The sequence below is a fragment of the Micromonospora sp. C97 genome (assembly GCF_018070385.1).
Taxonomy (GTDB): domain Bacteria; phylum Actinomycetota; class Actinomycetes; order Mycobacteriales; family Micromonosporaceae; genus Micromonospora; species Micromonospora parva.
The window spans coordinates 259,057-277,021 of sequence record NZ_JAGPXU010000002.1 but is presented as its reverse complement, the minus strand read 5'-3'; the positions used below and the strand labels follow the sequence as shown (position 1 = coordinate 277,021).

The 17,965-nt window shown below is 71.2% G+C and carries 17 protein-coding genes and 1 pseudogene; 10 read left to right on the top strand and 8 right to left on the bottom strand.

All coding sequences use genetic code 11. From position 1 onward, the window contains the following. Positions 1–16: 16 nt before the first annotated feature. A complete protein-coding gene (locus KBX26_RS04470) occupies positions 17–1,042 on the top strand; it encodes a LacI family DNA-binding transcriptional regulator (protein ID WP_210864794.1) in 1,026 nt (341 codons plus the stop codon). Here the strand turns inward: KBX26_RS04470 and KBX26_RS04465 are convergent. The 3 genes from KBX26_RS04465 to KBX26_RS04455 form a co-directional block, all read right to left on the bottom strand. After that, entirely contained in the window at positions 1,022–1,747 is a 726-nt protein-coding gene (locus KBX26_RS04465; protein WP_030329763.1) for a methyltransferase domain-containing protein, read from the bottom strand. The two genes, KBX26_RS04470 and KBX26_RS04465, sit on opposite strands and share 21 nt — an antisense overlap. A 406-nt stretch (positions 1,748–2,153) precedes the next feature. Continuing rightward, a complete protein-coding gene (locus KBX26_RS04460) occupies positions 2,154–2,462 on the bottom strand; it encodes a hypothetical protein (RefSeq protein ID WP_030329764.1) in 309 nt (102 codons plus the stop codon). A 38-nt stretch (positions 2,463–2,500) separates the two neighbouring features. Continuing rightward, the gene (locus KBX26_RS04455; RefSeq protein ID WP_210864793.1) at positions 2,501–4,138 is read right to left on the bottom strand and encodes an ABC-F family ATP-binding cassette domain-containing protein; all 1,638 of its coding nucleotides are present in this window, start codon (positions 4,136–4,138) and stop codon (positions 2,501–2,503) included. 62 nt (positions 4,139–4,200) lie between these two features. Here KBX26_RS04455 and KBX26_RS04450 point away from each other — a divergent pair, with 62 nt between their 5' ends. From KBX26_RS04450 to KBX26_RS04440, 3 genes are all read left to right on the top strand, one after another. Further along, positions 4,201–4,971, top strand: coding sequence for an ROK family protein (locus tag KBX26_RS04450; protein ID WP_203120100.1), 771 nt, complete (start codon positions 4,201–4,203; stop codon positions 4,969–4,971). Between the two features lie 119 nt (positions 4,972–5,090). Further along, positions 5,091–5,459 carry a M48 family metallopeptidase gene (locus tag KBX26_RS04445; protein ID WP_030329767.1) on the top strand — a complete coding sequence of 123 codons (369 nt, stop codon included), beginning with the start codon at positions 5,091–5,093 and terminating at the stop codon, positions 5,457–5,459. Between the two features lie 118 nt (positions 5,460–5,577). Next, positions 5,578–5,832: a Smr/MutS family protein gene (locus KBX26_RS04440; RefSeq protein ID WP_030329768.1), complete on the top strand. Its 255-nt coding sequence runs from the start codon at positions 5,578–5,580 to the stop codon at positions 5,830–5,832. 67 nt (positions 5,833–5,899) lie between these two features. On the opposite strand, the gene KBX26_RS04435 is transcribed toward KBX26_RS04440, so the two are convergent. The 3 genes and pseudogenes from KBX26_RS04435 to KBX26_RS33125 all read right to left on the bottom strand — a co-directional run. Further along, positions 5,900–6,394, bottom strand: a complete 495-nt coding sequence (locus tag KBX26_RS04435; protein WP_210864792.1) for a GNAT family N-acetyltransferase — start codon at positions 6,392–6,394, stop codon at positions 5,900–5,902. Positions 6,395–6,425: 31 nt separating this feature from the next. Continuing rightward, the gene (locus tag KBX26_RS04430; protein ID WP_210860396.1) at positions 6,426–7,052 is read right to left on the bottom strand and encodes a class I SAM-dependent methyltransferase; all 627 of its coding nucleotides are present in this window, start codon (positions 7,050–7,052) and stop codon (positions 6,426–6,428) included. A gap of 10 nt (positions 7,053–7,062) precedes the next feature. Then, positions 7,063–7,143: pseudogene (locus KBX26_RS33125) on the bottom strand (DinB family protein); the annotation flags it as partial. A 52-nt stretch (positions 7,144–7,195) separates the two neighbouring features. On the opposite strand from KBX26_RS33125, the gene KBX26_RS04425 reads away from it, so the two are divergent. Beyond that, positions 7,196–8,644: an ATP-binding protein gene (locus KBX26_RS04425; protein ID WP_210860397.1), complete on the top strand. Its 1,449-nt coding sequence runs from the start codon at positions 7,196–7,198 to the stop codon at positions 8,642–8,644. Positions 8,645–8,729: 85 nt separating this feature from the next. Here the strand turns inward: KBX26_RS04425 and KBX26_RS04420 are convergent, their stop codons facing one another. Continuing rightward, positions 8,730–9,071, bottom strand: a complete 342-nt coding sequence (locus KBX26_RS04420) for a hypothetical protein (protein WP_030329771.1) — start codon at positions 9,069–9,071, stop codon at positions 8,730–8,732. Between the two features lie 289 nt (positions 9,072–9,360). On the opposite strand from KBX26_RS04420, the gene KBX26_RS04415 reads away from it, so the two are divergent. Next, positions 9,361–10,968, top strand: coding sequence for a hypothetical protein (locus tag KBX26_RS04415; protein WP_210860399.1), 1,608 nt, complete (start codon positions 9,361–9,363; stop codon positions 10,966–10,968). A gap of 85 nt (positions 10,969–11,053) precedes the next feature. Here the strand turns inward: KBX26_RS04415 and KBX26_RS04410 are convergent, their stop codons facing one another. Beyond that, a complete protein-coding gene (locus KBX26_RS04410) occupies positions 11,054–13,477 on the bottom strand; it encodes a M28 family peptidase (protein ID WP_374224207.1) in 2,424 nt (807 codons plus the stop codon). A gap of 289 nt (positions 13,478–13,766) precedes the next feature. On the opposite strand from KBX26_RS04410, the gene KBX26_RS04405 reads away from it, so the two are divergent. From KBX26_RS04405 to KBX26_RS04390, 4 genes are read left to right on the top strand one after another with little or no spacing between them, the layout of a single operon-like run. Continuing rightward, positions 13,767–14,966 (top strand): PP2C family protein-serine/threonine phosphatase, encoded by a 1,200-nt coding sequence (locus tag KBX26_RS04405; RefSeq protein WP_210861350.1) that lies wholly within the window; start codon positions 13,767–13,769, stop codon positions 14,964–14,966. After that, on the top strand, positions 14,963–16,696 hold the full coding sequence (locus tag KBX26_RS04400; protein WP_307857745.1) for an ATP-binding protein: 1,734 nt from the start codon (positions 14,963–14,965) through the stop codon (positions 16,694–16,696). The genes KBX26_RS04405 and KBX26_RS04400 overlap by 4 nt, the downstream gene beginning before the upstream one ends. After that, positions 16,693–17,145 carry a response regulator gene (locus KBX26_RS04395; RefSeq protein WP_030329776.1) on the top strand — a complete coding sequence of 151 codons (453 nt, stop codon included), beginning with the start codon at positions 16,693–16,695 and terminating at the stop codon, positions 17,143–17,145. The genes KBX26_RS04400 and KBX26_RS04395 overlap by 4 nt, the downstream gene beginning before the upstream one ends. Further along, positions 17,138–17,941, top strand: coding sequence for an inositol monophosphatase (locus KBX26_RS04390; protein WP_030329777.1), 804 nt, complete (start codon positions 17,138–17,140; stop codon positions 17,939–17,941). The genes KBX26_RS04395 and KBX26_RS04390 overlap by 8 nt, the downstream gene beginning before the upstream one ends. Positions 17,942–17,965: the final 24 nt, after the last annotated feature.

Below are 17,965 nucleotides of genomic sequence, written 5' to 3'. Positions count from 1 at the left end.
TCGGGGAGGTTGCGGCGTGCGACACAGACTCAAGGACGTGGCCGAGCGAGCCGGCGTCTCCGTGAAGACCGTCTCCAACGTGGTGAACGGCCACGTCCATGTCCGACCGGACACCCGGGCACGGGTCGAGGAGGCGATCAGCGAACTCAACTACCGGCCCAACCTCTCCGCCCGGCACCTCCGCAAGGGGCGTACCGGCGTGATCGCGCTGGCCGTTCCGGAGCTGGACATCCCGTACTTCGCCGAGCTGGCCCGCTACGTGGTCAGCGCCGCCGCCGGGCACGGCTGGACGGTGCTGATCGACCAGACCGGCGGTCGGCGGGAGCAGGAACGAGTGCTCGCCTCAGGCATCACCGGCCACCTGCTCGACGGGCTCATCATCAGCCCGCTGGGGCTCACCGCGGCGGACCTGGCCGGCCTGGACGGCACCCCGATGGTGCTGCTCGGCGAGCGGATTGCAGACGGCCCGGCGGATCGTGTGGTGATCGACAACGTGGCGGCAGCCCGGGAGGTCACCGACCACCTGATCCGGTTGGGGCGTCGCCGGATCGCCGCCGTCGGCGCGCAGCGCACCGACGAGGGCGCCAGCGCCCGGCTGCGCCTGGCCGGTTACCGGGACGCGCTGCGCGCCGCCGGGCTCGACGACGACCAGGCCCTGGTGGCGTCCGCGCCGGCCTGGCACCGCGCGGACGGCGCGGCCGCGATGCGCGGCCTGCTCACCTCCGGAGTACGCCCCGACGCCGTCTTTTGTTTCAACGACACGCTGGCCCTCGGTGTCCTGCGCGCGCTGCACGAGGCCGGCCTGCGGGTGCCCGAGGACGTGGCGGTGGCCGGCTTCGACGACATCGAGGACGGCAGGTTCGCCATCCCGGCCCTGAGCACCGTCGCCCCGGACAAGGAGCAGATCGCCCGGCTGGCCGTCCAACTCCTCGCCGACCGCCTGACCGGCAACCCCACCCTCCCCACCCGCCACCTAAAGGCCCCGTACCGCCTCCACCTCCGCGAATCCACCCGGACCGGGTCAGTCGAAGAAGCGGGCTAGGTGGGATTGGGGTGCCGGGTCGGCGTCCGGGGGGAGGGGGGTCAGGTCGGCGAAGATCGAGGCGCCGTCGCAGCCGGCGTGCAGTGGGTACCAGCGCGGGGTGCCCGGGGGCCGGAGCTGACAGATCCCCTTGAACGTCTGCACGTCCATCAGCCGCACGTGGGTCGGGTCGGCCACCGCGTTCACATGCCCCCACCAGGGGCTCATCACGTGCAGCACGCCGCCGGGGCGGAGCACCCGGTGACACTCGTCGACCAGCGGCAGGAAGTCGATCAGGTGCTCCAGGATGTGCACAGCGAAGAGGACGTCCACCGAGTTGTCGGCGAGCGGTAGTGAGCCGGACAGGTCCGCGACGGCGTCCACGCCGGGCGCCGGGTAGATGTCCAGCCCCAGGTTGCTCGACCACTGCTTGGTCGGCCCGCAACCGAGGTCCACGACCACCGGCGCCCGCCCGCCGATGCCGACCCGGCACCAGACGCCGTAGACCCCGGCGAGCCGCCCCACCAGGTCGCGCACCAGCCGCAGTTGGGCGGGCTCGGCCACCTCGCCGCTCAGATGGGCCACCCCCCGGTCGAAGCGCACCTCGACCGTCAGGTCCCGCAACCGCTCATCGTGGCGGACCTGGTCCGCCCATGCCTGGGCGAGGAATTCGTCGATCGCCCGCAGCCGGTCGGCCGAGGGTGGAGTCTGCGCCAAAGCGACCATTCGGGTCACCTCCCGCCGCGCGATACCCGCAATCGCGCCCGTTATGCCCCGCTCGTCCACATCGCTGCTCGCTCGGGCGAGGCCACTCACGCGCGTGTCGCGGGATGCGGGCCGGGGCCGCATCACCTCGCCGCTCACTGGGCGAGGCTGCCCACACGCGTGTCGCGAGATGCGAGCCGGGGCCGCAATCATCGTGATGCCACAGCGGCATCACGATGTCTACTTGGCATCATGCTCAACGCAGACATCGGCTTCGCGCCGGCATCGGGCTTCGCGCCGGCATCGGGCTTCGCGCCGGCATCGGGCTTCGCGCCGGCATCGGGCTTCGCGCCGGCATCGGGCTTCGCGCCGGCATCGGGCTTCGCGCCGGCATCGGGCTTCGCGCCGGCACGGGCCGGGCCGCGTGTCAGCCGGAGATGGTGCGGCGTCCGCCGCGCATCCGCTGGCGAGGTGGCGGGTCGGCGGGCTTCGGCCGCTTGAGGTGATAGCGGTGCAGTTCGTGGTTGCCGGGCAGGGACGGGTCCTCGCTCATCGCGACCAACTCCCAGCCCTGGTCGCCGGCCCGGTTCAGGTGGGCCAGCGAGGTGTCGCCGTAGGGCGTCACGTCGACCATCGAGCCGTCCGGGCCGTACCAGACGAAGACGACCTCCCAGCCGAGGTCGTTGGTCGCGGCCTGGCGGCGGCGGACCAGCAGGGCGTACTCCCACTTGAGCATGGCGTCATTCTCACCCCGCGCCGGCCCGCCGGCACGGATCAATCCTCGGCGATCCGCCCGCCGTCGACCCGCAGTCGCCGGTTGGTCTCGATGGCGGCCAGCATCCGCCGGTCGTGGGTGACCAGCAGCAGCGTTCCGGGATAGCTGGCCAGCGCCGATTCGAGCTGCTCGATGGCGGGCAGGTCCAGGTGGTTGGTGGGCTCGTCCAGCACCAGCAGGTTGACCCCACGGCCCTGCAGCAGGGCCAGCGCCGCCCGGGTCCGCTCACCGGGCGAGAGGGTGGCCGCGGGTCGGGGCACGTGCGCCGCGCGCAGCCCGAACTTCGCCAGCAGGGTCCGCGCGTCGGCCGGCGACAGATGGGGTACGGCCGCGTGGAACGCGTCGATCAGTGGCGCGTCGCCGAGGAACAACCCACGGGCCTGGTCCACCTCGCCCACCACCACGCCGGGCCCGAGCGAGGCGGTGCCCTCGTCCAGCGGCAGCCGTCGCAGCAGCGCGGCCAGCAGGGTGGACTTGCCCGAGCCGTTGGCCCCGGTCACCGCGACCCGGTCCGCCCAGTCGATCTGGAGGTCCACCGGGCCGAGGGTGAAGCCACCCCGGCGTACCACCGCCCCGCGCAGCGTGGCCACGACGGCGCCGGCGCGGGGCGCGGCGGCGATCTCCATCCGCAGCTCCCACTCCTTGCGGGGCTCCTCGACCACGTCGAGCCGTTCGATCAGCCGTTCGGTCTGCTTGGCCTTGGCGGCCTGCTTCTCGCTCGACTCGCTGCGGAACTTACGGCCGATCTTGTCGTTGTCGGTGGCCTTGCGGCGGGCGTTCTTCACGCCCTTCTCCATCCAGCCACGCTGGGTGCGGGCCCGAGCCTCCAGTCCGGCCTTCGTGTCGGCGTACTCCTCGAAGTCCGCGCGGGCGTGCCGACGGGCCACCTCGCGCTCCTCCAGGTAGGCCGCGTAACCGCCGCCGTAGTGATTGACCTGCTGCTGCGGCAGGTCCAGCTCCAGCACCCGGGTCACCGTGCGGGTGAGGAACTCCCGGTCGTGGCTGACCAGCACCGTGCCGGCCCGCAGCCCGGTGACGAACTCCTCCAGCCGTTCCAACCCGGCCAGGTCCAGGTCGTTCGTCGGCTCGTCGAGCAGGAACACGTCGTACCGGCTGAGCAGTAGCGACGCCAGCCCGGCGCGAGCCGCCTGGCCGCCGGAGAGCCCGGTCATCGGGTGGTCCAGGTCGACGGCGAGCCCCAGGTCGGCGCTCACCTGCTCGGCGCGTTCGTCCAGGTCCGCGCCGCCCAGGGCGAGCCAGCGCTCCAACGCGTCGCCGTACGCGTCGTCCGCGCCCGCCGCCCCGGCGGTCAGCGCCTCGGTCGCCGCGTCCAGTGCCGCCTGCGCGCCGGTCACCCCGGTCCGGCGGGCCAGGAAGTCGCGGACCGTCTCGCCCGGCCGCCGCTCCGGCTCCTGTGGCAGGTGTCCGACGCTCGCGGTAGGTGGGCTGAGCCGCACGCTGCCGGCCTCGACCGGCAACAACCCGGCGAGGGTACGCAGCAGCGTCGACTTGCCGGCCCCGTTCGGCCCGACCAGCCCCACCACGTCGCCGGGGGCGACCACCAGGTCCAATCCGGCGAAGAGTTGGCGGTCGCCGTGCCCGGCGGCCAGGTCCTTGACGATCATCGTGGCGCTCATCAGGACGGCAGCCTATCCGGCCGCCCGCATGCCAACCGCCGGCAGCGGGCAGACTCAACGACGTGGTGACCACACTGGCGATCGACTGCGGCGGCGGGGGCATCAAGGCGTCCGTGCTCGACGAGGCGGGAACGATGCGGGCCCGGCCGTTGCGGGTGCCCACCCCGTACCCTCTGCCGCCCGCGTTGTTTGTCCGGACCCTGCTGGATCTGGGCGGGCGCCTGCCGACGGCGGACCGGCTCACGGTCGGCGTACCCGGAATGATCCGGCACGGCGTGGTGGTGAGCACCCCGCACTACGTCACCCGCAACGGCCCCCGCACCCGGGTCGACCCGGACCTGCTCGCCGAGTGGTCCGGCTGGGACGCGCGGGGGGCGCTTGCCGACGCGTTCGGGGTGCCGGCGCTGGTGCTCAACGACGCCGAGGTGCACGGCGCCGGGGTGGTCGCCGGCACCGGTTGCGAGCTGGTGCTGACCCTGGGAACGGGGCTGGGCAGCGCGCTCTTCGACGGTGGGGTGCTCGCACCGCACCTGGAGCTGTCGCACGCGCCGGTGCGCTGGGGCACCACCTACGACACGTACGTCGGCGAGCCGGAACGTCGACGGCTCGGCGACGCCTTCTGGTCCCGGCGGATCCGGCAGGTGGTGGACGGGCTCCGCCCGGTGTTCCGCTGGGACCGGCTCTACCTGGGCGGGGGCAACTCCCGACTGATCCGGCCCGAGCAGCTGGCCCGGATGGGCGACGACGTGGTGGTGGTGCCGAACACCGCCGGGATCGTCGGCGGCGTCCGCGCCTGGGAGCTCTCCGCCGGACGCCGGGACGCCCGCACCTGACCCTTCGGCGGCACTGGGCGGCCGGAACTGGCCCGATCTCGACCCCGGGAACAGTCGCCAAACTTCCAGTGTTGTGCCAGCGTCGGAACAGGTGACGGTGCGACCCGAGGAGGTGGCAGATGGATCTTCTGGCGGACTACCGGCGGGCGACCATGTTCTTCGAAACCGGTGACCCCAGCGGGGCAGCCCGACTGCTGGAGCCGATCATCGACGCCGAACCCGGCAACGCGGCGGTTCGGCAGTTGCTGGCCCGGGCGTACTTCCAGTCGGCCCAGCTCACTCGGGCCGAGGAGCACCTGCGCGAGCTGATCGAGCGGGACCCCAGCGACCACTACGCACACCACGTGCTCGGTCGGACGCTGGAACGGCTCAACCGGCACAACGACGCGCTGCGGCACCTGCGCATCGCCGCCGCGATGTACGCGGCCAACGACGACTACCGGACCGCGCTGGAGCGGGTGGAGACCCGCCTGGGCGGCAGGCGCTGAGCCTGACCCGGTGACGAGTGCGGGGGCGGTCCCACGGGGCCGCCCCTTCGTCGTCGGACGACCCGGCGGACGTGCCTAGGATGGCGGACATGGGACCTGACCGGCCGGGGGCTGCGGCATGAAGCTCAAGCTGGACCTGCACGAGATCTTCAACAAGGGCCACGACATCGACCGCGCCCTGCGCGGGATCATGGACGAGGCGGTGGCGAAGAAGGCCACCCTCGTCGAGATCATCCCGGGTAAGGGGTCCGGCCAGCTCAAGAAGCGGGTGCTGCGGTTCCTCGACCAGAAGGACGTCAAGCAGCTCTACCACCGGGTGGAGAAGGACTCGAAGAACTTCGGCCGCCTCTTCGTCCACTTCCGCTGGAAGTAAGACCACGGCCAACGGAAGCACTGCGGACAGGCTGCCCAGCCCGGCCGACGAGCTGGCACTACACACGTCAGGCCCCGACCTCAGCGACCATCGTGTCCGCGTCCTCGAACGACTCGACCGTGCGGAATCCTTCAGCGGCGTACAGCCTCGCAGCGAAGTTCGCCCGCTTCACGCTCAGTGACACTGTGCGGATGCCACGTTCTCGGGCGACGTCCAGAACGGCGCGCAAGAGCATCCGGCCCACACCCCGGCCCCTCCAGGTTTCCACCACGCCGATAGTCAGCTCTGGCACGTCGTCACTCACGTACCCATAGCCGGGATCAGCGGCGGTCAGGTATCGGAACCAGGCCGCGCCGACTGACCGCTCAGCTTGGCCGACCGCAACCAGGCCAAAGTCGGTTGGCCGCATCCACCCGCTGACGTAGTGGGCCAGCGCGGGATTCGCCAGGATCTGCTCGCGAGACCAGTTGCGCTCAGGCAGCCAGTTCACGGCCTCCACGAGCATGTCAACCAAGAATTCCCGATCAGCCGAGGTTGCTGCGCGGACGCCGAGGTCAGTCACCGCCGAAGCCTCGCACACGACTCGGACCAGGTCAGCCCTGTGGGCGCTGCGCCCAGAAGAGGGTGTGCCCGCTGCTGCCCTCCGGGACGAAATCCTCGGCGCTGATCGTCAGCCCCGCCTGCTGCAGCCAGGCGCGGTAACTGGAGGCGTCGGCGTGGCTCCACCACATGGTGGCGGGGCCATCGAGCCAGTTGTCCTCGGTGCCTGTCCAGGCGGTGTTGCCGACGGTGGTGAGCAGCCAGCCGCCGGGGCGTAACCAGGTGGCGATGCTCTTGATGAGCTGCGGCTGGTCGGCCAGGGGCATGTGGATGAGGGCGTAGAGGCAAACCACGGCATCGAAGGAGGCCGGCGGCAGGTCGAGCCGGGTGGCGTCCGAGTGGAGAAAGGTGCCGTTTGGCACCAGGCGGCGTGCCCGCTCGATCTGCACGTCGCTGATGTCAACGCCGGTCACGCGGTGTCCCGCGTTGGCGAGGAAGCGGGCGACCGGCACCCCGCAGCCGCACCCGAGGTCGAGGACCCCTGCTGAGGCAGGTAGGCGCTGGTGTAAGTCGGCCAGCCAGGGACCGTACTGGCCGTCGTCGGCGTCGTCCGATCGATAGTGGTAGGAGAGCGCGTCGTACCCCCGTCGTACCAATTCACGCTCGTCGTTCCTGCTCATTCCGGGAACCCTAGAGGCTCGGTGTCGCCTGCCAGCGGTAGAGGTCGCACAGCAGGGAAATCTCGGCGCCGTGGTGTATCAGTTCCCTGCTGAGGTAGGTAGACTGTCTCGAAGTAAGATTGAATCTAGCTTCGGGAGGGTCGATGTTCATCGGCCGCCGGACGGAACTCGACCTGCTCGGCAAGCAGCTTGATCATGTGAAGCGCACCGGTCAGGGCCGTTCCGTCGCCATCCGTGGTCGCCGCCAGGTGGGCAAGTCGCGGCTGGTACAGGAGTTGTGCGACAGGGTCGACCTGCCGTACTGCTTCTACACTGCGGTCAAGGGCGCATCGAGCATCGAAGCGGTCGGCTACTTTCTCGGTGCCCTGCGCGACTCGTCGCTGCTCACGTCCAGCGGTCGTGACCTGCTGCCGTCCCAGCCACCGGCCGGTGGCTGGGGAGACATGCTGCGGGTCCTGGCGGGCGTCCTGCCCGATACGCCGAGTGTGGTCGTCCTGGACGAACTGCCCTGGATCTCCGAGCAGGACACGACGTTCGACGGGCACCTTCAGGTCGCCTGGGACCGGCTCATCTCCGGCAAGCCGGTGCTCCTGCTGCTGCTCGGCAGTGATCTGCACATGATGCAGCGGTTCACCGAGTACGACCGCCCGTTCTACGGCAGGGCCACGAACATGGTCCTCGGCCCGTTCAATCCCGCCGAAACCGCCGCGGTGACCGGGTTGAGTGGCGCGGACGCGATCGATGCGCACCTGATCACCGGCGGGTTGCCCGGTGTGGCTCTGGAGTGGTCCCCGGGTACGCCCCCCGCCGATTTCCTGGGTCAGGAGATCTCCAACAAGACGTCGGCGTTGTTCACCGTCCCCGAGCAGTCTCTGGCGTCGGAGTTTCCCGCCCCGGACACTGCCCGACGCATCCTGGAAGCGGTCGGTGGGGCAGGTAGCCGTACGTTCAGCAACATCGCCGCTGCCGCCGGGGACCGCGGCGGCCCGGTCAGCTCCGGCACCCTGTCCCCGCTGCTGCACCGGCTCGTCGAGGAAAAACAGGTCCTCGCCGTCGACAAGCCGCTGTCCACCAAGCCCAGCAAGCTGGCCCAGTACCGGATCGCCGACAGCAATCTGCGCCTGTATCTCGCCATTCTTCGGGATGTGCACCAACTGGTGCTGCGCGACCGGTCAGCGGCCGCCCGCGCCATCCTCGACAGTCGGTGGTCCTCCTGGCGGGGCAACGCCGTCGAGCCGATCATCCGCGATGCGCTCGCCATCAGCGCCGGGGCCGGCGGTTTGCCCTGGACCGACACCTGGGAAGTCGGCGGCTGGTGGAATCGGCAGTCCAACCCGGAAATCGATCTTGTCGGCGCGGACCGCGCCCCGATCGCCTCCCGCATCGCGTTCGCCGGCTCGATCAAGTGGCAGGACGGCCCCTTCGGCCGACGTCATCTCGACGAACTGCGCCGCCATGCCCCGTTGATCCCGGGTTTTCAGCCCGGGGTCAGCGGCCTGGTCGTCGTCAGCCGCTCCGGAGTCGACCTCCCGGCCGAGGCCGTGCACCTGGTGTGGGGGCCGAACGACGTCCTCCAGGCGTGGTCGGCCTGACGCTGTCCAACGGTGGATCGGCACAGGCGGCCGGGGAACGGGCAGGCTGCACCTCGTCTGACCCCGGCACTACAGCAACGGGGGGTCAGAGGCTGGCGGTGAGGAGTGCGCAGGCGAGCAGCGGCAGCGCGGAGAGGGTGCCCACCAGGGCTGACGAGCGGATCCGGGCACGGGAGAGGAGCACCGCGAGCGTCGCCAGGCTGACCAACAGCGCGAGGAACGCCGCCGGCAGGGCCACGTAGAGCCCGAAGAGCAGCGCCCTCGACCGTTCGGAGTCGCACGCCTCGCCGCAGTTCGCCGGAACCGAACCGGAGAGCGTGCTGAGGAACAGACCGAACGACACGACGGCGGCCACGTACCAGCCGGCCAGCACCAGGAACGAGGAGCGCGCGTCGGCGAGGTCGGTGCGGGGCGGAGCCAGCGTCATGGGCGAAGTATCCGCTGTTGTGTGAGCGGGCGAGCGACCTGGGCCAGGCGCGTCGCACCGTCCAGCCGCGCCGTCCAGCCGCACTGCCTCGTTGCTGCGGCCGCTATTCCCTTTTGCCCGATGGGCCCTTCGTCGCGGGACGGCCATTCAATTCAGGCTGCGTTATGCTCCGGCGGTCCAAAACGAGGATCCACGGGGGTCTGGTTTGTTCAGGTGGAATAAGGTTGCCCGGCGAATAGCTGCGGCCACTTTTGTCTGTTTTGTTGGTTCTATCGTTCCTGTCGCGACGGTGCCCGCCCAGGCGTCAGCCGCAGCGCTGCCGCAGTTGAAGGCGGCGATCCCGGCCCAAAGTCTCATCCGGGCAGGCCTGTCATCCACGCTGTACCACCTCGACATTCAGCTTGGGCTGGACAAGCGCCAGGCTACGGAGGTGACGACCAGGTCGGACATCAGCGAAATCAAAGACAAGATGATGTTTTCGTTCGACGACGAGGGTTGCGAACGCGCCGGCGATGTCGTTACGTGCCGGGAGTACGCACGGTTCGGGCTGGGTGCCAGCCAGACGGCGAGCGCATTCGGGTACGCCTCACCGCAAGGCTCGACTCTGCCCAGCGGCGTTGTCGGCACCGTCCGGACGACCGTCGAGGTCAAGGGTTACGCGCCGGCGAATGTGCAGACCGAGATCATCGCCGTTGACCAGTTGACGGTAGAGCGCGTTGGCATGCCGACCCTGAGCGCTGCGCCGGGTGACACGGTCACCGCCCGCTTCGGGTTCAAAGTTTCCGGCACTGTGCCGGCGCGCGGCGTGGTCCTCGACTTCAGGAACGGCGGTCCGCAACCTGGTGTGCAGGACCTGAGCTCAGGCCTGTGGCCGGCTGAGGCGGTGGACCGCTTCTCCAACTGCTCCTACAACGGCGTCGAGTTGCTCTGGTGCCGTTTCGACCAGGAATTTGCGCCGGGTCGGACCTATGTGGTCCCGGTTCGGGTGAAGGTCAGGGCGGATTCCGGTAAGAAGGTGAGCCTGCTCGCGGGCATCCAGCCGTCGTCGGTCCGCCTGCCGAAGATCGAGGCGGTTCGTGCCGTGGCGCCAACGGAGCTGGGCGTGCCGGGCGGTGGCCCCAAGCTCGTTGTTGATAACGCGCCCGCTGTCACCGAGGCCGCTCCCCAGTTGTTCGAGGCATCGGCTGAGCAGACCATCCAGACCGACAGCAAGCTCGCCTCCGACTACGAGAAGGTGAAGCTGTTCGCCAGTACGGTCTACTACCAGAAGACGGGCGACGTGGCGCCGCTGGAAGTGGGATTCGACAACGGTGGCGAAGCGCTCAGCCGTGACCCGTTGCTGCTTGTCCAAATCCCCTTCCGCACCAAGGCGGTAGCGGTTCCGGACTCGTGCTTTGACATAATTCCGCATATGGACTATGTCGAGCCCGCGCTGACAAATCCGGCACCGCTGGGCCGCGAACAGTATCTGTGCGGCTGGCGTGGGGTCGTCGGCAATGGTCAGCGGCTGAGCCTGAAGTTCTCCCTGCGCGTGGAGTACGACAATGCGTACGGGGGCGAAGTGCGGCGCTATCCGTTCGACTTTTCGGAAAAGTCGAACGTGACGATCAACGTTGTCAAGGGGACGCCGCCCACCCCGTCGCCCTCGGCCTCTGCCACGCCCAGCCCAGGGCCGAGCGGATCGCCACCGGCCACCGCCACTCCGACCCCGAGCGGGACGGCCTCGGTCCCGGGGGCGGCATCGCCGTCATCGCCCGCGTCGGGTGCCGGTGGCGGCCTGCCCCTGACCGGTCTGCCCCTGGTCACGTTCGGTGCCGTCGGCGTGGGGATGCTGCTGGTCGGGTTCCTCCTGCTGCACTACGGCCGGCGTAAGCGGCTGACCATCCGCAGCGAGTAGCGGCGGACGCGCCGGGAGTCAGGTTCGACCAGCTCTGCTGAGTGACACGGCGGGGGACCGGAGACGGTCCCCCGCCGTCGTCGTTCTAGAACTGGTAGGTGCGGGCGACCGCCAGCATTTCCGAGCTGTGCGACCCGACGACGCCGACGGCCGGCGGCCGGGGCCGGAAGCCGGGCAGCGCCTCCAAGCCGTCGCTGGCGTCCATCGCCCGCAGCGCCACCTGCCCGGCGATCGGCCGCACCGCCAACGTGACCTCGATGCCCTCGGCCGGCGGGGCGTGGAACACCAGCCCGAAGCCCCACTTGCCGTCCCGAGGCTCCACCGGCACCGACCGCCCCGCCACCTCGGCGCGCAGCACCGTGGCGGTCGACGTGTCGACGTGCAGTGTGGCGATCCGGGCGACCCGCTGCGGGGTGAGCCGCAGCCGCAGGGTGCGTACGTTACCGGCGGCGGCGTCGGTCAGCACCAACTCCAGCTTCGGCGCCGGCAGGTTCGCCGCCTGCGCCGGGCCGGCCCGCAGCTCAGCGTCGCCGAGCCCGGGGAAGTCGTCGCCGATGTCGGTCACCCCGTCCACGTAACCGTCGGTCCACGGCTGCGGGTCGCTCTCGTGGCTGAGCCAACGGGCCTGGCCGGTGCCGGCGTCCATGGCGTACATCAGGTGGGTTGGCACCGGGTGGGCGGCGTCGAAACGGTCCACGGCCAGGCCGACCCCGGCGAGCACCACCGTCGCCACGGCGGCCGCACCGGCGGGCAGCACCGCGAGCCGCCGGGCCCGCAGCGCCAGCATCCCGCGCTGGCCGCCGGCCTGCGGGTGCAGCAGGTCGACCACCGGCAGGGCGACCAGGCCGAGCAGCACCGCCACCAGCGCGGCCACCCCGCCCATCGCCATCCCCAGCGCGGGGAAGAGCAGCACCACGGTGGGCAGCAGGATGACCACGCCGACGGCCGCGGCGGCCGTCACCGCCACCACCGGCCACGGCCCGGTCTGCCGGGTACGCAGCGCGACCAGCCCGCCGACGGCGCCGGCCAGCGCCGGCAGTGTGGTGAGGTACGCCCCACCCGGCACCGCCACGGCGAGCAGCACCCCGAGCACTGCCAGCCAGGCCAGCCCGCCGACGGCGAGCGCGGCCGGGCCGATCCGGCGGCGGGTCAGCGCGTACCAGGCGAACAGGATGGCGGCGGCGAGCGCCACAACGGCCAGCCGGTACCAGATCGGCCGGTACGGGTCGAGCAGCTCCGCGTACCCCGGTCGGATCGTGGTGATCGCCAGCCAGAGCAGTTGGGCGGCGACCGGCGCGGCGATGATCGGCACCAGGGCCAGCGCGAAGCCGGCGGCCAGCCGGCCGGTGCTGGCCCGGCCGCTGCGGCGGGTCAGCCAGGCCAGGGCGGCCACCGCGACCAGCGCGAGCACTGCCAACGGCAGGGTGAGCGTGCCCGGGTAGCGGACCAGCCCACCGGGGACGGGGAAGTAGGTGGCGTCGTGCCCGGAGCGCAGGTCGGTCAGGTCGACGCCGCCGAACTCCCGGGCCAGGCCCAACGCGTTGTCCCCGTGCTGCTGGAGGCTGCCCCGGTCCAGGGCGGCCGGAGTGTCCAACGGCGTGTGGTAGATCGCCCCGCCGTCGATGTACGCCGAGTTCAGCCCGACGAACTTCTGATCGAGGAAGGCGGTGAAGTCGGTGTCGTTGGGCAGCGCGCGGTAGATCTCCACAGCGAACGAGGTGCCGACCGGGTGGGGTGCGGCCCGGCCGAAGATGTCCACCAGCTTCGCGTTGTTCCGGGACGTCTCGAACATGATCACCGGCCCGGTGGAGCCCCGCGCCTCCAGGTTGAGCACCACCCCACCGTCGGCGGCGAGCGGATGACTGGCGGCGAACGCGGCGGCCCCGCAGAGGCACGCCTCCTCGGCGTCGGTCAGCACGAAGACGATGTCGTTGCGGGGCCGGGGGCCGGTGGTCAGCGCGCGGGCCACCTCCAGGATGGCCGACGTGCCGGCCGCGTCGTCGTTGCCACCCGGCCCGGTCTGCACCGAGTCGTAGTGGGCGACCAGGAAGACCCGACCGGTCGAGTCGGTGCCGGGCAGCCGGGCCACCACGTTGCGGACCCGGGCGACCGTCGCGCCGCCCGCCGCGCCGCTGAGCTGACCGGCCTCCGGCGCCACCGTGTCCTGTACCTCGGTCTCCAGGCCCAGCCCGCGCAGCTGCTGCTCAAGGTGCGCCCGGACCTGCTCGTTGGCGGAGCTGCCGGCGACGTGGGACCGGGCGGCGATCACCTGGACGTCCTCGTACGCCCGGTCGGCGCTGAACGCGTCGGCCGGTGCGTCGGTCGGCCGGGGGGTCGGGGTGCGCAGGTCGAGCAGACTGCCGGCACCGAGCGCGGTCAGCGCGACGAGCGCCGCCGCGGCGGCCACGAGCCGCCGGCGTGGCCGGGTCAGCGCGCGGTCGGCAGGGGGTACGCCCGGAATGGGACGGGGCCGCGTGCCCGTCTCGGCCGGGGTGGTGGATGCGCCCACGGGGACTCCCTCGGGGATGGTGGGGCCTGGGGTGGGATCATCCTGCCCGTCGACGGCCGCGGATGGGACGGCCGGTCGCCCGACGTCCACCAACCGCCCGGTTTGTCACGGGGCGGGCAGTGATGCGGCCCATCCCCGCCCGCGCCGCAGGCGTCGTGTTGTGTGCGACCGTTGTCTAATACAGGATCAGCAGGGCACTCGGAAGGAGCCCGACATCACCAGCGAACTCCCGCGTCTCGCGGCGGTGACCCGGCCGCACCGGGGGGCCGGCTTGGCCGGTTCCCCAGTTGTGCCGTACCCGCACGGTGGCCTGGCGCGGCACGCCAACCTGCCGCCGGGTGAGCGGTTGCGGGTGCTGCTGGTGGAGGACGACGAAGGCGACGCCTTCCTGGTCGGTGAGCTGCTCGCCGAGACGAACTCGATGATCGACCTGCTGGTCGCCACCAGCCTCCGGGAGGCCCGGCAGCGGATCGGCGACGTCGACTGCGTCCTGCTCGACCTGGGCCTGCCGGACGCACAGGGCCTGGACGGGTTGCGCCAGCTGCTGGAGATGTCCAGTGGCGCCGCTGTCTGCGTGCTGACCGGCCGCACCGACGAGCACCTGGGCGTGGTGGCGGTCGCCGAGGGCGCACAGGACTACCTGGTCAAGGGCCAGGTCGACGGGGTGCTGCTGACCCGGGCGCTGCGCTACGCCGTGGAGCGTAAGCGCGCCGACGAGAACGCCCGCCGCCTGCGCGAGGTCGAGCTGCGCCAGGCCGAGTCGGCCCGCCTCGAACGTGGCCTGCTGCCCCAGCCGCTGATGACCACCGACCAGGTGGCGGTGCACACCTTCTACCGGCCCGGCCGGCACGCCGCGTTGATCGGCGGGGACTTCTTCGACGTGGTGCAGACGCACCCGGACCGCCTCGACCTGATCGTCGGCGACGTCTGCGGGCACGGGGTGGACGAGGCCGCGCTCGGGGTCGAGCTGCGGGTGGCCTGGCGGGCCCTGGTGCTCGCCCGGGTGCCGGACGACGAGGTGCTGCCCGCCCTGGAGCAGGTGCTGATGAGTGAGCGCCGCCTCCAGGAGATCTTCGCGACGGTGGCCACCGTCAGACTGGATCTGGACGCCAACCGGGCTACCGTCCGACTGGCCGGGCACCCGCCACCGCTGCTGCTCTCCGGCGGTCGGGTCGCCCCGGTGCCCGCCCCCGGCGGCCGGCTGCTGGGCGTACGACCCCGCCGGCCGACCGCCTACGACCTGGAGTTCGACACCGATGACTGGTCTCTGCTGATGTACACCGACGGCCTGATCGAGGGGCGGGTGGATGCCGGCGACGAACGGCTCGACGTGCCCGGCCTCAGCGGGTTGCTGGGCGAGCCGGCGAACCGTTCGGTGTCGCTGCCCGAGTTGCCGGCCTGGCTGGTCGGTCGGGCCGAGCAGCTCAACGGTGGCCCGCTCGCCGACGACGTGGCCATGCTGCTGGTCAGCCGGGGTGGTGGCCGGTGAAGCCGGTTATCGGCGGCTGGAGTCTGCGCCGCCGGGTGATCACCCTGCTCACCGTGGTGGGCCTGCTGCTGATCGGCCTGGCCAGCGCGGAGGCGGCGGTGGCCGCCCGCAACCGCACCCAGATCGACGCCGTGCTGAACCAGACCGGCCCGTTGCGGGTGCAGTCGCAGGAGTTGCTCAACGCGCTGCTCGACCAGGAGACGGCGATCCGGGGGTACGCGGTCAGCGGCGACCCGGCCGACCTGACCCCCTACGAGGAAGGGCTGGATCAGGAGAAGAGCGTGGTCGCCTCGATGCGGACGCTGCTCGACGACTATCCACAGATCGGCCACGAGCTGCGGATGGTCGAGGAGCAGGCGGCGCAGTGGCGGCAGTCGGTGGCGGAGCCGGTGATCACCACCACCGAGCAGAGCGGCACCCGCGCCGGCCAGGCGTTGGTCACCGAACAGGCCCGGCAGCAGTTCGACCAGGTGCGGTCGGCGGTGAACGACCTCCAGGAGGAGATCCTGACCGCCCGGGAGCAGGCCGCCGCCAACGTGCGCACCAGCAGCAACGTGCTGGTCGTCCTCCTGATCGTGGCCGCGCTGGTGGTGGTCGTGGCCGGGGCGCTGCTGGTGCTCTCCCTGGACCGCATGGTCATCCGGCCCCTGATCGGGCTGGCCGACCAGGTCCGCGAGGTCGCCGAGGGTGACTACCAGCACGGCATCGCCACCACCGGCCCGCCGGAGTTCGTCCGGCTCGGCGAGGACGTCGACGCGATGCGGCAGAAGATCGCCGCCGACCTGGCCGAGGTCCGGGCCGCCCGCGAGCGCATCGAGTGGGTCAACAGCCAGCTCCAGAAGCAGGCCGAGGAGCTGACCCGGTCCAACCGTGACCTGGAGCAGTTCGCGTACGTGGCGTCCCATGATCTGCAGGAGCCGTTGCGCAAGGTCGCCAGCTTCTGCCAGCTGCTCCAGCGCCGGTACGCCGGGCAGCTCGACGAGCGGGCCGACCAGTACATCGCCTTCGCGGTGGACGGCGCGCAGCGGATGCAGCGCCTGATCAACGACCTGCTCGCGTTCTCCCGGATCGGGCGACTCACCACCGGCTTCGTCGAGGTCGACCTCAACAAGGTGATGGGCGACGTGGCCGGCCAGACCGAGGCCGCCCGGCAGTACGCCGACGCCGAGCTGACCTGGTCCGAGCTGCCGGTGATCTCGGGTGAGGAACCGCTGCTCACCAACCTGCTGGCCAACCTGGTCAGCAACTCGATCAAGTTCCGCCGCCCGGACGTGCCGTCGAAGGTGCACATCTCGGCCCGGTTGGTGGGAGCCGAGTGGGAGATCACCTGTCAGGACAACGGCATCGGGATCGAGCCGGAGTTCGCCGACAAGATCTTCGTGATCTTCCAGCGGCTGCACTCGAAGGACGCGTACCCGGGCACCGGCATCGGGTTGGCGATCGTCAAGAAGATCGTCGAGTACCACGGCGGTCGGGTCTGGGTGGACACCGACGTGCCGGAGGGCACCGCGATCCGGTTCACCCTGCCGGCACTCCCCGAGGACGTCGAGGCGGCCGCCGCAGCCGATGCCGCGGCGCAGCCGAACGCCCTGACCGTGGGCGACTCGACGGCCTCGACCGAGGCTCCGGCAGCGCCGACGGAGCAGGCGGGCGAGGCGGACCAGCCGGACCGGGCCGACGAGGCGACGGAAAGCGGTAGAACGGGTGACATGAGGGAGACGGTGGGATGACCGCGCCGGCGGATGGCAAGAGCCCGATCGAGGTCCTGCTCGTGGAGGACGACCCGGGTGACGTGCTGATGACCCAGGAGGCGTTCGAGGAACACAAGCTGCGCAACCGGCTGACCGTCGTCTCCGACGGGGCCGAGGCGCTCGCCTACCTGCGGCAGGAAGGCCAGTACGCCGACGCTGTGGCGCCCGACCTGATCCTGCTCGACCTCAACCTGCCCCGGCGCGACGGCCGGGAGGTGCTGGAGGAGATCAAGAAGGACGAGACCCTGCGGCGGATCCCGGTGGTGGTGCTCACCACCTCACAGGCCGACGAGGACATCCTGCGCAGCTACCAGCTGCACGCCAACGCCTACGTGACCAAGCCGGTGGACTTCGAGCGCTTCATCTCGGTGGTCCGTCAGATCGACGAGTTCTTCGTCAGCGTGGTCAAGCTGCCGCCGCGTGGCTGACACCCTGCTGGACGACGTCGGCGACCTGCTCTGGGAGGCCGCCGACCAGGTCGTGCTGCCCCTGTTCCGCAAGCTCGACGACGACGACGTGTCGGAGAAGGCGCCCGGCGAGGTGGTCACCGTCGCCGACCGCCGGGCCGAGGAGCTGCTCTCGGCGGGGTTGCGGCGACTGCGGCCGGGCTCGATGGTGGTCGGAGAGGAGGGCGTCGCCGACGACCCGGGGTTGCTGCGGCACCTGCGCGACGGCGGGGACGTCTGGCTGGTCGACCCGGTCGACGGTACTGCCAACTTCGCCGCCGGTCGCCGCCCGTTCGCCCTGATGGTGTCGTTACTGAGCGACGGTCGGCCGACCGCCGGTTGGATCCTCGACCCGCTCGCCGACACGCTCGCCGCAGGGTGGGCGGACGAGGGCACCCTGCTCAACGGTCGGCCCGTCGACAGCACGGTGCCGCCGCTCGGCGAGCTGCGCGGGGCGGCGATGACCAAATTCCTGCCGCCGGAGACCCGCGACCGGGTCCGCGCGGGCGGTCAGCGGCTCGGTGAGCTGCTGCCCGGCCTGCACTGCGCCGGTCGGGAGTACCTGGACATCCTCACCGGCGAGCAGCAGTTCGTCCTCTTCTGGCGCACCCTGCCCTGGGATCACGCCCCGGGCACCCTGCTGGTCCGGGCCGCCGGGGGTGTCGCCCGCCGGTTCGACGGCGTCGACTACCACCCCGCCGACGACGGCCGCGGTCTGCTGGTGGCGGCCAACGAGCAGGTCTGGGCCGAGGTGCACGACGCGCTGCTCACCACCTGATCGGCGCGCTGCGCGACCGCGTTG